The sequence below is a fragment of the Phocaeicola barnesiae DSM 18169 = JCM 13652 genome (assembly GCF_000374585.1).
GTDB classification, from domain to species: Bacteria; Bacteroidota; Bacteroidia; order Bacteroidales; family Bacteroidaceae; genus Phocaeicola; species Phocaeicola barnesiae.
In genome coordinates, this window is record NZ_KB894644.1 from 60,424 (window position 1) to 75,402 (window position 14,979).

Annotated in this window: 15 protein-coding genes; 2 read left to right on the top strand and 13 right to left on the bottom strand. The window is 49.0% G+C overall.

Going from position 1 to position 14,979, the window contains the following annotated elements:
• Positions 1–70 precede the first annotated feature (70 nt).
• The 13 genes from C510_RS0102540 to C510_RS0102605 form a co-directional block, all read right to left on the bottom strand.
• Positions 71–1,120, bottom strand: coding sequence for an asparaginase (locus tag C510_RS0102540; protein WP_018709771.1), 1,050 nt, complete (start codon positions 1,118–1,120; stop codon positions 71–73).
• An 80-nt stretch (positions 1,121–1,200) separates the two neighbouring features.
• Complete coding sequence (gene trpA / locus C510_RS0102545; protein WP_018709772.1) at positions 1,201–1,974, bottom strand: tryptophan synthase subunit alpha; 774 nt, start codon at positions 1,972–1,974, stop codon at positions 1,201–1,203.
• Positions 1,971–2,588 (bottom strand): phosphoribosylanthranilate isomerase, encoded by a 618-nt coding sequence (locus tag C510_RS0102550; protein WP_018709773.1) that lies wholly within the window; start codon positions 2,586–2,588, stop codon positions 1,971–1,973. Before C510_RS0102550 ends, trpA begins: the two co-directional genes overlap by 4 nt.
• Positions 2,579–3,373 (bottom strand): indole-3-glycerol phosphate synthase TrpC, encoded by a 795-nt coding sequence (gene trpC, locus C510_RS0102555; RefSeq protein ID WP_018709774.1) that lies wholly within the window; start codon positions 3,371–3,373, stop codon positions 2,579–2,581. Before trpC ends, C510_RS0102550 begins: the two co-directional genes overlap by 10 nt.
• 24 nt (positions 3,374–3,397) lie before the next feature.
• Complete coding sequence (trpD, locus tag C510_RS0102560) at positions 3,398–4,393, bottom strand: anthranilate phosphoribosyltransferase (RefSeq protein WP_025892188.1); 996 nt, start codon at positions 4,391–4,393, stop codon at positions 3,398–3,400.
• Positions 4,394–4,407: 14 nt separating this feature from the next.
• Positions 4,408–4,974, bottom strand: a complete 567-nt coding sequence (locus C510_RS0102565; RefSeq protein ID WP_018709776.1) for an anthranilate synthase component II — start codon at positions 4,972–4,974, stop codon at positions 4,408–4,410.
• Positions 4,975–4,988: 14 nt separating this feature from the next.
• Positions 4,989–6,389, bottom strand: coding sequence for an anthranilate synthase component I family protein (locus C510_RS0102570; protein ID WP_018709777.1), 1,401 nt, complete (start codon positions 6,387–6,389; stop codon positions 4,989–4,991).
• An 18-nt stretch (positions 6,390–6,407) separates the two neighbouring features.
• Positions 6,408–7,598: a tryptophan synthase subunit beta gene (trpB, locus tag C510_RS0102575; RefSeq protein ID WP_018709778.1), complete on the bottom strand. Its 1,191-nt coding sequence runs from the start codon at positions 7,596–7,598 to the stop codon at positions 6,408–6,410.
• 308 nt (positions 7,599–7,906) lie between these two features.
• On the bottom strand, positions 7,907–9,028 hold the full coding sequence (hisB, locus tag C510_RS0102580) for a bifunctional histidinol-phosphatase/imidazoleglycerol-phosphate dehydratase HisB (RefSeq protein WP_040365911.1): 1,122 nt from the start codon (positions 9,026–9,028) through the stop codon (positions 7,907–7,909).
• Between the two features lie 5 nt (positions 9,029–9,033).
• Complete coding sequence (hisC, locus tag C510_RS0102585) at positions 9,034–10,074, bottom strand: histidinol-phosphate transaminase (protein ID WP_018709780.1); 1,041 nt, start codon at positions 10,072–10,074, stop codon at positions 9,034–9,036.
• A gap of 18 nt (positions 10,075–10,092) precedes the next feature.
• Positions 10,093–11,370, bottom strand: a complete 1,278-nt coding sequence (hisD, locus tag C510_RS0102590; RefSeq protein WP_018709781.1) for a histidinol dehydrogenase — start codon at positions 11,368–11,370, stop codon at positions 10,093–10,095.
• A 45-nt stretch (positions 11,371–11,415) separates the two neighbouring features.
• Complete coding sequence (gene hisG / locus C510_RS0102595) at positions 11,416–12,267, bottom strand: ATP phosphoribosyltransferase (RefSeq protein WP_018709782.1); 852 nt, start codon at positions 12,265–12,267, stop codon at positions 11,416–11,418.
• A 250-nt stretch (positions 12,268–12,517) separates the two neighbouring features.
• A complete protein-coding gene (locus C510_RS0102605) occupies positions 12,518–12,817 on the bottom strand; it encodes a Dabb family protein (RefSeq protein WP_018709783.1) in 300 nt (99 codons plus the stop codon).
• Positions 12,818–12,891: 74 nt separating this feature from the next.
• Between C510_RS0102605 and udk the strand changes: the two genes are divergently transcribed.
• Together udk and C510_RS0102615 are read left to right on the top strand one after the other, a co-directional pair.
• Positions 12,892–13,503, top strand: coding sequence for a uridine kinase (gene udk / locus C510_RS0102610; RefSeq protein WP_018709784.1), 612 nt, complete (start codon positions 12,892–12,894; stop codon positions 13,501–13,503).
• Positions 13,500–14,885: an MltF family protein gene (locus C510_RS0102615; RefSeq protein ID WP_018709785.1), complete on the top strand. Its 1,386-nt coding sequence runs from the start codon at positions 13,500–13,502 to the stop codon at positions 14,883–14,885. Before udk ends, C510_RS0102615 begins: the two co-directional genes overlap by 4 nt.
• Positions 14,886–14,979: the final 94 nt, after the last annotated feature.

The following is a 14,979-nucleotide window of genomic DNA, read 5'->3' on the forward strand; positions in this document are numbered from 1 at the left end:
AGATTTATTTTCTTTCTGCAAAGGTGAGCATCGTTTGTTTCTCTCTTATGAAATAGATGTTACAATGACGTTACAATTCAGGACGTGTAAATTCTCCAGCCAGACAACGGGCCATTTCATTACGTACTTCGCGGGTCGTAAGTTTGTGGCCTAACAGGAACATCAGTTTGGTAAGTACACTTTCTACCGTAGCGTCGTAACCGCTGATGACTCCCGCATCCAGCAGGTGAAGTCCGGTTTCGTAACGGGCCATTTCCACCATACCGGTCTGACACTGGGAAATGTTGATGATGACGATACCCCGAGAGGTTGCGTCTTTCAGGAGTTGGATAAACCAAGGTTTCTGAGGAGCGTTACCAGAACCGTAGGTTTTCAGTACGACAGCTTTCAGTCCGGGTGTTTCCAATACATTGCGGATGATATTCTCCTGGATGCCAGGAAACAAGGTAAGAATGATGACATTCGTATCAAAGACATAATGGGCATGCAACGGCAGTTTAGGGTCAACCTTCCGGATACGGTCATATTCGTATTTGATGTGAATGCCAGCTGTAGCCAAAGCCGGATAATTGTAGGAACGGAATGCATTGAAATTCTCAGCATTGATTTTTGTAGTGCGGTTGCCACGTAGCAGGTGATTCTCAAAAAAGATGCAGACCTCTGGTACAACCGCTGTTCCGTCCGGATGTCTGGCAGCAGCTATTTCAATGGAAGTGATCAGGTTTTCCTTTCCGTCAGTTCTCAATACTCCGATAGGAAGTTGGCTTCCGGTCAGGATGACGGGTTTGGCCAGATTCTCCAGCATGAAACTCAGGGCAGAGGCCGTATAAGCCATGGTATCTGTTCCATGAAGGATGACGAAACCATCGAAACTGTCATAATTGTATTGGATGATTTTCACCAGTTTCGACCATAGAGCTGGTTCCATATCGGAGGAATCAATCGGTGAGCTGAACTGGTAGACCGAAATCCGGCAGTTGAAACGTTTCAGTTCGGGTACATTTTCTTGCAGCTGATTGAAATTAAATGCCTCTAAGGCACCTGTTTCTGGGTTTTCAATCATACCGATGGTTCCTCCGGTATATATCAATAGAACGGAAGGATAGTCTGATTTTATCATATTGTCTCTCGAGTTTTGCCACAAAGATAGTAATCTTCGCTCTTATATGCAATTCGGGCCCTGTTAAAATGACAAAATGGTTATTTTAAGGCTTCCAGAAGTCTGTCTACCGCCTTTCCGGCATCTCCTTGTTCTTCTTCCAATAAGGTAACGAACTTGCTTCCGATAATGCATCCGGCTGCGTGCGATACTGCGGCTTCGTATGTCTGTCGGTTGGAGATACCGAAACCGATCATTCGCGGATGCTGCAGATTCATGGCTTCGATACGTTTGAAATAAGCTTGTTTCTGTTCGTTGAAGTCTTTCTGGGCTCCCGTGATGGCTGCCGAAGAAACCATATAGATGAAGCCATCCGTGTGCCGGTCGATTTGCCGGATTCGTTCTTCGCTGGTTTCTGGAGTGATTAACATGATGACTTTGATATCGTATTTTTCGGCAATCGGACGATATTCCTGCTGATAGTCTTTGAACGGCAGGTCAGGGATAATCACGCCATCAATTCCACATGTTTGACAATCCTGACAGAAGCGTTCGAATCCGTATTGCATGATTGGATTCAGGTAACCCATGAACACCAATGGAATCCGGACGTCTTTACGGATATCTTTCAGCTGGCTCATCAGCAGTTTCAGCGTCATACCGTTTCGGAGGGCTTTGGTGGCCGCATCTTGGATGACGGGACCGTCTGCCATCGGGTCACTGAACGGGATTCCGATTTCTATCATATCGATGCCTTTCTTTTCCAGGGTCCGGATAACATCGGCAGTTCCGTTCAGGACCGGTGTTCCGGCACAAAAATACAAGGAGAGGACAGGTGTTTTCTTTTCGTTGAATAATTGGTTGATACGGTTCATAGTTGTAGCGTTTTGAATTGTTCGATAAATGTTTTTAGTGCAGCGGTATTCTTGCAGGCAGGTGCTGTTTCGAATTGGCTGTTCAGGTCGATACCTGCCCATGCCGGATGGTGGAAGGAGGCCAGTGCTTCCAGACTGTCTGGTCCGATTCCTCCACTTAACAGGAAAGGAGTCTTTCCCTGATAGTGCTGGAGCAGGTTCCAGTCAAAACTTTTTCCGGATCCTCCGTAGCCAATACAAGGTGTATCGAAGAGGAAATAGTCGCATGTGCCGGTATATGCTGCTGTCTGTTTTAAATCGTTGAGAGAACGGATGGCAAAGGCTTTGACAATTTCTACACCCAGTTGTTTCAGTTTCAGACAGGTTTCCGGTGATTCAGTCCCGTGCAGTTGGACGAGATGCAGTCCGAATTCCTGTATCTTTTCTGTCATGGTCTTGAAATCAGCGTCGACAAATACACCGACACGGCGGGCATGTACAGGCAGGTATTCCGGTCGGTCGGTTACGTTCCGGGCAGAGGGAGCGAAAAAGATGAATCCCATCCAGTCTGTCCCGCAGGCTTCCACTTCACGGATATTGTTGGCATCCCGCATGCCACATACTTTTATAAGCATACTTTCAGTTCATGAATGAAGTGAGACAATGTTTCTCCCGGTCGGGAATTTTTCATGAAAGCTTCTCCCATCAGGAATCCCCGGAATCCGGCTGTACGGAGACTGATGACTGTTTCCGGTCGGGAGATACCGCTTTCGGACACCAACAGGTAGTTATCCGGAAGTTTTTCTGCCAGGCGGAACGAATTTTCTACATCGGTATGGAAAGTACCTAGGTTACGGTTGTTGACTCCTACCATATCTATATAGTCATTTACATAAGCCAATTCAGCTTCCGTATGAATTTCCAATAGAACTTCCAGCTTCAGTTCATGGGCTGTACGGGCCAGGGACATACATTGTTGAGGTGTCAAGCAGGCAGCAATCAGCAGGATGGCATCCGCACCTATCAGCTTTGCCTGATACAACTGATATTCGCTGATGATAAAGTCTTTTCTAAGAATCGGTAGATTCACCAGAGGACGGGCAGTACGGATGTCTTTCAGTGTTCCGCCGAAGAAAGTTTCATCGGTCAGGATGGAAAGGGCAGAAGCTCCGTTAGTCTCGTAACTGGCAGGGATGATAGCGGCGTCGGCTTCAGCGTTTATCCAGCCTTTTGAAGGGGATTTCCGTTTGAATTCGGCGATGATTCCGTAGGGTGAAGAAGCCAATGAAGCCTTCATGCTGATACCGTCCGATGGGGTATCCAGTTGCTGGACAAGATGTGCCATGGGTACGGCCTCTTCCTGTGCTGCCAGTTCTATCCGTTTATGGGCGATGATGGTTTGCAGAATATCTTCTTTCATGGTGATTGACTTGTGTAAAGGTGATTAACTGTTCAGTTCAATGAATTTCCGGAAGGTAGCCAGTGCTTTTCCGCTTTCCAAGGTCTCGCGGGCTGTACCGATACAAGTTTCGATAGGCATCATCGGATTGATGGCCTGGATGGCAAAAGCGGCATTGATGATCACACAGTCTGTCTGGGCTTGGGTAGCCTGGTTGGTAAGGACATCATCGAATATTCGTGACGCCTCTTCCGGTGTATTTCCGCCGGAAAGAGCTTCCTGCGAGGCTATCTGTAATCCCAGTTTTTCCGGATAGTAGATGGTTTCGTAGTGGTTGGTCATGACCTTGAATTCATTGGTCAGTGAAATCTCGTCGTAACCGTCCAGGCTGTTGACTACTGCGAATCCGATACCCAGCTTCTGTAGGGTATTGGTGTAAAGACGCATTTGTTGCAAGTCGGCTACTCCCAACAACTGATAGGCCGGTAAGCAAGGATTCACCAGCGGTCCCAGCAGATTGAAGATGGTTCGTATCTGCAAGGCTTTCCGTACCGGAGCGACACTTTTCATGGCCGGATTGAAGAGGGGTGCGTGCATGTAGACCATGTTACACTCTTCCATGGAACGAATCAATTTGTCCGGGTCATTCGTGAATTTTACTCCGTGGGCTTCCATAACGTTGCTGGCACCACTGATGGACGTTGCTCCATAATTGCCGTGTTTGGCTACATGATATCCGGCTCCGGCTACGATGAAGCAGGCACAAGTGGAAATGTTGAACGTGTTTTTGCCGTCTCCTCCTGTTCCTACGATGTCAATCGGCTGATAAGCGCTCAGGTCTACTGGCAGGCGGGTGGACAGTAATGCGTCGCGGAAGCCGATGAGTTCATCTACTTTGATACCGCGCATCTGGAATACAGTGAGCAGGGAGGCTATCTGGATATCGCTGTAGCATCCACGGGTTATATTCTGTAACAAGTTACAGGCTTCTTCTCGGGTCAACTCTTCGTGGTTGAAGAGTCTTTTCAATATATCTTTCATATCGTTCTGTCTTTTCATACGTGATTCAACCAGTTGCTGATAATCTTTTTTCCGTCGGGAGTTAAGACCGATTCCGGATGGAACTGGATACCCTGTACATCGAAGTCCTTGTGCCGAAGTGCCATGATGTAACCTTCCTGGCTGACGGCCGTTATTTCCAGGGCATCGGGAAAGTTTTCCCGGTCTATTACCCATGAATGGTAACGGCCGACTAGTATTTCTTCGGGAAGCCCTTCGAACAGGTAGTTGGAGGCTGTGATACGGATAGGGCTCTGAATACCGTGATAAACTTCGCTCAGATTGGTAAGTTTTCCCCCGAATACTTCTCCAATAGCCTGTTCGCCCAAGCACACTCCAAAGATAGGTTTCTTTCCGGCGTAAGTACGGATGACTTCCAGCAATAAGCCGGCTTCTTTAGGAATACCTGGCCCGGGGGAGAGCAGAATCTTGTCGTATGTTTCCAGTTCTTCTATTGGGAAGCTGTCGTTGCGCAATACGGTGACTTCTGCACCTAGTTCCTTGACCAGGTGACTCAGGTTGTAGGTAAATGAGTCGTAATTATCAATGATGACTATTTTCATGATTGTAGCTTTTGTTAAAGTTGTTCGGCCAGGGTAATGGCTTTTTTCAGGGCACCCAGCTTGTTGTTGACTTCCTGTAATTCGTTCTCTTCATTGCTTTTGGCGACGATACCGCCTCCAGCCTGGAACCAAAGTTCATTGTTGCGGCTGACGAATGTACGGATGGTGATGGCTTGGTTTAGCGTACCGTTCAGTCCGATGAATCCGATGCAACCCCCGTAAGCGCCCCGGTTGTGAGGCTCATATTCGCTGATGAGCTGCATGGCTCTGACTTTCGGAGCGCCGCTTAATGTTCCGGCAGGGAACGTGTCGATGAATGTTTTGATGGGGTTGCTTCCGGCATTGAGTTTACCGCTGACACGGCTGACCAAGTGAATCACGTGACTGTAATATTGTGGTTCCTTGTAGAATTCTACTTTTACGTCGTGGCAGTTGCGGCTTAAATCATTGCGTGCCAGGTCGACGAGCATGACATGTTCCGCATTTTCTTTCGGGTCGGCCAACAGGGCGGCCGTCAGCTGGGCATCGGTTTCCTTGTTCCCGCTGCGTCGGGTAGTTCCGGCTATCGGGTCGATGGTGGCTCGCCCGTCTTCTATCTTGCAATGGGTTTCGGGTGAGGAACCGAAGATGCGGAAACCACCGAAATCGAAATAGAAAAGATAAGGCGACGGATTGATGCTTCTCAATGCCCGGTAAAGTTTGAAATCATCTCCCTGGTAGCGCTGGATGAAACGTCGTGAAAGGACAATCTGGAAAACATCCCCCCGCAGGCAATGGGCAATTCCCTTACGGATGTTGGCTTTATGTTCCTCGTCGGTCAGCGTGCTGACGGTGGGGCCTACTGCCCGAAAGTCAAAGGTCGTATAGTTCCGGTTACAGATGGCTTTTTCCACTTCGTCGATGTGGCTGGGTTCGTCGTCACTCTGCATTTCCAGCAAAACCATTTCGTGCTTGAAGTCATGGAAGACAATCAGGTATTTGTACAGGATATACAGCATGTCCGGTGCGTCATTGATGGTACTGATACTGTCTTTTACGGGAATGTGTTCAAAATAACGTACCGCATTGAAGGTGGTATAACCGTATAGGCCGCAATAGTGGGCATATTCGCCTTCTACTTGAAAGCGGGTCAGGAAATCGCTGATGGCCTGGTCTACCCGGTAGTGGTCATCGATGTCTCGGACTTCCTGGGTCCCGTCCGGAAATTTGGCAGTAGCTTTACCGTGACTGATGGAGATACTGGCTATCGGATTCAGTCCGATGAAGGAACGGTTGTTTTCTACTCCGTGATAATCCGAACTTTCCATCAGGACACTTTGCGGGAACAGGTCACGTACCTTCAGGTAAGTTGTTACCGGAGTGTGCAAATCACCTAACAGGGTTTTGTAGGCGGTGGTATAGGTATATTGTTTCATATTTTTCTGTTTTGAAGGTCAGTCCTGATACGGGTTATGGCTCAGGTAGGTATCGATGTCTTTGTCTCCCCGTCCGGAAACGGTCAGTACCACGATATCTGTCGGTCGGAAGGCCACCTTGGGTAATGCTCCCAAAGCATGTGCGGATTCTAAGGCCGGAATGATACCTTCCAGCAGTGTCAGTTCGTAGGCAGCCCGGATGGCTTCATCGTCGTTGATGGCCAGAACGGTGGCACGGTGTTCGTGGGCCAGGTTGGCATGCATGGGACCGATGCCGGGATAGTCCAGCCCTGCCGAAATGGAGTAAGGTTCCTGAATCTGTCCGTCTTCGTCCTGCATGACCAGGGTCTTTGAACCATGTATGATGCCCAGTTTCCCGAGGTGGATGGTAGCGGCCGACAGGTTGGTATCTATTCCCTTACCGCCGGCTTCTGCCAGAATGATTTTCACCCGTTCGTCGTCAATATAATGATAGATGGTTCCGGCGGCATTGCTTCCGCCACCCACACAAGCCATCAGATAATCCGGATAATCTCGTCCTTCGTGTTCCTGCAGCTGTTTCTTGATTTCTTCGCTGATGACCGATTGCAGGCGGGCTACCATATCGGGATATGGATGAGGTCCCACTGTGGAACCAATCACGTAATAGGTGTCGGCAGGGTGGCAGCACCAGTCTCGGATGGCTTCGTTGGTAGCGTCTTTCAGTGTCATGTTCCCTGAAGTGACAGCCACAACCTTGGCTCCTAACATCTTCATCCGTTCCACGTTGACGTGCTGGCGTTCCACATCAGTCTTTCCCATGTAGACTACGCATTCCATGTTCATCAAGGCACAGACAGTGGCTGTAGCTACTCCGTGTTGTCCTGCTCCGGTTTCGGCGATGATGCGTTTTTTCCCCATGCGTTTGGCAAGTAGTACCTGGCCGATGGCATTGTTGATTTTGTGGGCACCGGTGTGGTTCAGGTCTTCCCGTTTCAGGTAAATCTTGCAGCCGTATTTTTCGGAAAGGCGTTTGGCCAGGTAAAGAGGGGAGGGGCGTCCTACATAGTCGCGTAGCAGTTGGGCGAACTCCTCCTGGAAGTCCTGACTTTCCAATACCTTCAGATAGGCTTCTTTCAGTTCGGTGACACATCGGTGAAGGATTTCCGGGATATAGGCTCCTCCGAAATTACCATAATACCCTTCTTCGTTTACTTGATAAGTTTTCATATCGATAGCTGTTTTTTTGATTGTGATTAATTGCTGTTTTCGGAAATGAACAAAAAAAAGGCTGTCGTAAAGTACGACAGCCTTTCACGGTTATATCTTTTCTATGCAGGTATATACACACGACTGAGTTCCCTTACGACTTTTGGAGTTGTAAGAGGCGCCACCAGAAGAATGTATATGCCATAGATTGTTTCATTGTTGTTCTATATTTTTCTTGTTTCGTTGCAAATGTAACGATAAATTTGATAAGTGCAAGCAATTTGGCCGTTAAAAATAAAAATTAACATTTAGAACCGGAAACGGTCTGCTTACAGCATACCTTTGCTGGAAGGTACTTCATAGTGATAGACATCTCTCCGCACTGCCATTTTGAGGCTGCGTGCCAGAGCCTTGAAGATACCTTCTATCTTGTGATGTTCGTTCTGCCCTTCCGCCTTGATGTTCAGATTCATGCGGGCCGAGTCACTCAGCGACTTGAAGAAGTGCAGGAACATCTCGGTAGGCATGTCGCCAATCTTTTCGCGGTGGAAGTCTGCATCCCAAACCAGCCAGGGACGTCCTCCGAAGTCTAGGGCGACAGAACAGAGGCAATCATCCATAGGTAGACAGAAACCGTACCGTTCGATACCTCGCTTGTCGCCTAAGGCCTGACGGATACAGTCACCCAGAGCAATGGCGGTATCTTCGATGGTGTGGTGTTCGTCCACTTGCAGGTCTCCTTTTACCTGGATGGTCAGGTCGATGCCTCCGTGCTTGCCGATTTGTTCCAACATGTGGTCGAAGAATCCCAGTCCGGTATGGATGTCACAGGTCCCGTTGCCATCCAGGTCCAAACGGATATAGATATCGGTTTCGTTGGTCGTACGCCGCACTTCGGCAGTCCGCTCTCCGGCAAACAGGAATTCAGCGATACGGTCCCAGTCTGTCGTGGCCAATACGCAGGTCTCTTTCAATTCTTCCGTCAGTGAGGAACGGTCTGGTTGCAGCAGGATGGCTTTGCAGCCCAAGTTTCTGGCCAGTTCCACATCCGTTGCCCGGTCGCCGATGACGAAACTTCCCGTCAGGTCATATTCCGGGTTGTTCAGGTAGCGGGTCAACATGCCGGTCCGGGGCTTGCGGGTAGGTGCATTGTCCTCAGGAAAGCTCCGGTCGATGCAGATGTCATCGAAAACGATGCCTTCATTTTCAAAACTTTTCAGCATCAGGTTATGTACCGGCCAGAAGGTATCTTCCGGAAAGCTGTCGGTTCCCAGTCCGTCCTGGTTGGTGACCATGACAAATTCGAAATTCAGCTTCTGGCGGATGAAGTGCAGGTTTCGGAACACTTTCGGATAGAACTCCAGTTTTTCGAAAGCATCCAACTGATAATCGACAGGTGGCTCGATGACCAGTGTCCCGTCGCGGTCGATGAATAAAACTTTTTTCTTCATGGTGTTCATCCTTCAAAGTCCTTTAATGCTTCCAGCAGCATATCATTTTCCGGGCGGGTACCAATGGTGATACGCAGGCAGTCTTTACAGAGCGTCACGTTGGTTCGGTTGCGGACAATGATACCTTTACCGACCAGGTAATTGTATATTTTCTTTGCATCGGTCATACGGGTCAGGAAGAAGTTGGCATCCGACGGATAGATGTGTTTGCAGCACGGAAGTTTGCTGAATTCTTTCATCAGGTGTCCCCGTTCCTCCAGCAGAGATTCTACCCACCGCTGTATCTGATAATATTTCTGCATCATCTGGATGGCTTCCTGCTGGGTAAGCCGGTTCACATTGTATGGATATTTGATTTTGCTCAGCAGGCCGATGATTTCCGGTGAGGCGAATGCCATACCCAAGCGGATGGCGGCGCATCCCCACGCTTTGGAGAAGGTCTGGAGGACAATCAGGTTCGGATAACTATCCAGTTTCCGCAGGAAAGAGGGAGCCGAAGAGAAGTCTGAATAGGCTTCGTCCACGATTACGAGTCCCGGAAACTCCTGCAGCAGCTTTTCGATTTCCGGATGAGAAAGGTTGTTGCCGGTCGGGTTGTTGGGCGAGCAGAGGAAGATCAGTTTGGTGTTATCGTCCGATGCCTTCAACAAGTCATCGGCCTTGAACTGAAAGTCTGCATCCAGTACGACCTTGCGGTATTCCACATCGTTTACGTCGGCACATACCTGATACATGCCGTAGGTAGGTTCGATGGCCACTACATTATCGATTCCCGGTCGGCAGAAGGCACGATAAACCAGGTCGATGGCTTCATCGCTTCCGTTACCCAGAAAAATCTGTTCGCTTCTTACTTTCTTGATGGGAGCAATCAAATTCTTCAGTTCCCGTTGGAGCGGATCCGGATAACGGTTGTTCGGCTGGTTGTAGGGATTTTCGTTGGCATCCAGGAAGACGGATGCTTCCGCTCCGTTATATTCGTCGCGGGCCGAAGAGTAGGGTTTCAAGGCCCAGATGTTCGGCCGCGTAAGTTCTTGCAAAGGTTTCATATCAGCAAAGGGTTAAAGTTACATTTTCAGACGTACACTTACGGCGTTCTTGTGTGCGTCCAGGTATTCGTTGGCTGCCATGACTTCGATAGCCGGGCCGATGGTGGCGATACCTTCTTTGGTTATTTCCTGGAATGTGATTTTCCGGATGAAGCTGTCCAGGCTTACACCGCTGTAGGCTTTGGCATAACCGTTGGTCGGCAGGGTGTGGTTGGTTCCCGAGGCATAATCGCCCGCACTTTCCGGAGAATAGACTCCCAGGAATACCGAGCCGGCATTGACAATCTTCTCAGCCAGTTCGTGGTAGTTTTTGGTCTCGATAATCAGGTGTTCCGGTGCATAACGGTTCATCATCTCTACAGCCAGTTCCATGTTGTCTATCAGAATCAGTTTGCTGTGTTCCAGTGAGCGGGCTGCAATCTCCTTGCGGGGTAACTCTTCCAGCTGGCGTTCCACTTCTTCAGTTACGGCACGTATCAAGGTGGCCGAGGTGGTAATCAGCATGGACTGGCTGTCTACACCATGCTCTGCCTGTGAAAGCAGGTCGGATGCTACGAAGATAGGATTTGCCGTTTCATCGGCCAGTACGGCTACTTCCGAAGGACCTGCCGGCATGTCGATGGCGACATCGTGTAGAGACACTTCCTGTTTGGCAGCCATGACGTATTGGTTACCCGGACCGAATATCTTGTATACTTTGGGTACGCTGCTGGTGCCGTAGGCCATGGCGCCGATAGCTTGTACACCTCCGGCTTTGAATACCCGGCTTACACCGGCAATCTTGGCGGCATACAGAATAGCCGGATGGATTTTTCCTTCACGGTTAGGAGGGGTACAGAGTACAATCTCTTTGCATCCCGCAATCTGAGCCGGAGTAGCAAGCATCAGTACGGTGGAGAAAAGGGGAGCAGTTCCTCCCGGTACATACAGGCCGACTTTCTCGATGGCTACGGCTTTCTGCCAGCAGGTAACTCCCGGCAGGGTATTCACCGGTTTGCTTTCGAACTTCTGTGCTTCGTGAAATTTCTTGATGTTGTTGAAAGCCAGCATGATGGCAGCTTTCAGCTCGATGCTGACAGCCTTTTCTGCTTCGGCAAATTCCTCTTCAGACACGGTCAGGCTATCCAGGTGTACATGGTCGAATTTTTCTTCGTATTCGATGACGGCCTTGTCTCCTTCCGTGCGGACACGTTCCAACACTTCGAGGACGGTTTCACGCAAGGTTGCGGTATTGAGGGTGGGACGGCGCAGCAGGTCGTTCCATTGAGAACGTTCGGGGTAGGTGATAATGTTCATGGTTGTTCGGTTTTAAGGGTAAAACATGGATGCGACCGGTGGGTTTCAGAGAATCATTTTTTCAATCGGTAATACTAGGATACCTTGAGCACCGATGGCTTTCAGTTTCCCGATGATTTCCCAAAAACATTTCTGGTCGAGTACGGTGTGGATGCTGCTCCATCCTTCGGTAGCCAGTGGCATGATGGTCGGACTCTTGATACCTGGCAGGACTTCGATGATATCCTTGATTTTGTCCGTCGGTACGTTCATCAGCACGTATTTCTTGTCTTCTGCGGCTTTTACGGCATTCAGACGGAACAGAAGTTCCAGCAGCACTTCCTTCTTTTCGGCTGTCATATTCTTGTTGCCGATAAGCAAGGCTTCGCTTTTCATGATGACTTCCACTTCCTTCAGGTTGTTGCTGATGAGGGTAGAGCCGGAACTTACGATATCGAAGATGGCATCGGCCAGTCCGATACCCGGAGCAATTTCCACCGAACCGGTGATGACGTGGATGTCTGCCTGGATACCTTTTTCCTTGAGGAACCGTTTCAGGATACCCGGATAAGAAGTGGCGATCTTACGTCCGTTGAACCATTCCAGTCCGGGATAGTCGATTTCTTTGTGTATGGCGAGTGACAGCCGGCATTTGCTGAATCCCAAACGGTATACGACTTCTGCGTCTTCGTTCCGTTCTGCAAATTCGTTTTCTCCTACGATTCCCAGATCGGCTACACCGCTGGCTACACATTGGGGGATATCGTCGTCACGCAGGAACAGTACTTCCACCGGGAAGTTGGACGATTGAGTCAGCAGGGTACGTTTCGAAGTGGGCAATTTGATGTCGGCTTCAGCAAGCAAGGCCATGGTGTCTTCGAACAGACGGCCTTTGGATTGTACGGCAATTCTAAGCATAATGGTTATCGTTTTTAAATTTTTATTGTCTGAATGAATGAAAAAAGGCTTACCGTTGTACGGCAAGCCTTCCTATGGGGTGACCACACGACCATCCAGCCTACCGTCATTTACGTAGGTAATGATGAGGATGGTGATGTGCAGCTGTGTAAATCATATTCTGTTCTTTATTCTGTGGCAAAAATAAAGTGTGTGATTCAGAATTCCAAATAAATATCAGATTATTTTTCGTTTTCTGTGCAAATCGTCATCAGAATTCGTAATCTGTGCACGCACGTCCTTCCTTGGCGTCTTTCAGAAGGCCTGCCGCAGCCAGGTGTGCCGGATGCGTAGCGTATGCTTTCATATCTTCCAGGTTATCAAACTCGCTGTCCAGACAGATGTCCCATTGCTCTGCCGGATTGACATTGAATCCTACATGGATGTGACGGATGGTGGAAATGGTAGCCGGCAATGCCTCGATGGCAGCCTTGAAGCGGTTCATTACGTCTTGTTTCTCTGTAGCGCTGAGGCTTTCTTTCAGTTTGAATAAAACAATGTGTTTCAACATGGTTGTTTATTTTATGAATTATCGTATTTTTGTATGTACGATGCAAAAGTATAATTAATTATTGAATAAACGATATGATTATCATTGGAATTGCCGGAGGTACAGGCTCCGGAAAGACTACAGTAGTGAAAAGAATCATCGAAAGCCTTTCTGCCGATGAGGCAGCGGTACTCCCCTTGGATTCTTATTACAAGGACAGTAGCATGGTGCCGGTAGAAGAGCGCCAGAACATTAACTTCGATCATCCGAATGCTTTCGACTGGGAATTGTTGTCGAAACACATTGCCATGTTACGGAAAGGGCAGCCTATCGAACAGCCTGTCTATTCGTATCTTACCTGTACCCGTCAGAAGGAGACAGTACATGTTGAACCCCGGAAAGTGGTCATCATCGAAGGTATCTTGGCTTTGAGTGACCGGAAACTTTGCAAGCAGATGGACTTGCGTATCTTTGTGGATGCCGACCCCGATGAACGTCTGATTCGGGTGATTCAGCGTGATGTCCTGGAACGCGGACGTACTGCCGAAGCGGTTATGGAGCGTTATGTCAAGGTTTTGAAGCCGATGCATCTGGAATTTATCGAACCGGCCAAACGGGTGGCCGACCTGATTATCCCTCAGGGAGGACATAACGAAAAGGCCATTGAAATTCTGAAGATGTACATCGAAAAAATTGTCGGGCGATGAAACTCCGTCATCTCATCTGTTTCTGTCTGTTGCTTTGTGTCGGATTGTTTGCCTGCAAATCAAAGGGGGAACAGGCGGATGAGGCGGTTGCACACATTGATTTGCCTCAGATACAGGAGCAGGGGAAGTTGGTGGTGCTTACCATCAACAGTTCTACTTCGTACTTCAACTATCGGGGAGAGCCGATGGGATTCCAATATGAACTTGCCCAGCAGTTTGCCAAATCATTGGGACTGGAACTTGAAGTGAAGACAGCCAAGGATGAGGCGGAGCTGGTCCGGATGCTGCTGGATGGAGAAGGAGACCTGATTGCCTATAACCTGGCTGTTACGAATCATCGGAAGGACAGTCTGATTTATTGCGGTGAAGAAAACATTACGCATCAGGTTATCGTACAGCGGAAGGGGCGCGGAGCCTTGAAGGATGTGACGGAACTGGTGGGGAAGGAAGTCTACGTGAACCGTGGAAAATACCGGACCCGCCTGCAGAATCTGGACGAGGAACTGGGAGGTGGTATTCACATCCACGAAATAGATGCAGACAGTGTTTCGGCCGAGGATCTGATTACATGGGTCGCCGAAGGGAAAATCAATTATACGGTAGCTACCAACGAAGTGGCACGTATCAACCGTACCTATTACCCTAATCTGGACATCAGTCTGGAAATCAGTTTCGACCAACGTTCTTCGTGGGCGGTGCGGAAGACTTCTCCGCTGTTGGCCAAGGCTGCCGATTCCTGGCATCGGGAGAACATCAATTCGGCGGCTTTCAGGGCGAGTGCCCAACGTTACTTCGAACTGGAGAAACATACGGTCCATAGTGATTTTCTGTCGCTGAAGGACGGAAAGATTTCACACTTTGACGACCTCTTCCGGAAATATGCCAAAGAAATCGGCTGGGACTGGCGTCTGTTGGCTTCCCTGGCATATACGGAGTCTAATTTTGATCCGACGGTCGTATCGTGGGCGGGAGCCAAGGGATTGATGCAGCTGATGCCGGCTACAGCACGTGCTTTAGGAGTACCGGCCGGAAAGGAGCAGGATCCGGAAGAGAGTGTGAAGGCGGCTACCAAATACATTTCTAACCTGAAACAGATTTTCTCGAAGGTTGCGGATGCCGATGAACAGGTGAAGTTCGTATTGGCGGCATACAATGCAGGGGTCGGACATGTGACCGATGCCATGGCTTTGGCCGAGAAATACGGACATGACAAGTACCGATGGGAGCATCATGTGGCTCATTACATGTTACTGAAGAGCCATGAGGAATATTATCAGGATCCAGTCTGTAAGAACGGGTATTTCCGAGGCATGGAAACCTATAAGTTCGTGAATGAAGTCGTGGATCGGGCCAAGGCTTATCAGGAAAAGGTCCGGAAATGAACGGTTTCGTTTCATCGTTTGGGGCAGGCAAAGTCTTTGAATGATGGCTGGAAACTTTTCGTTCCTGATGGCAGAAACATACGTTCCCCAGATG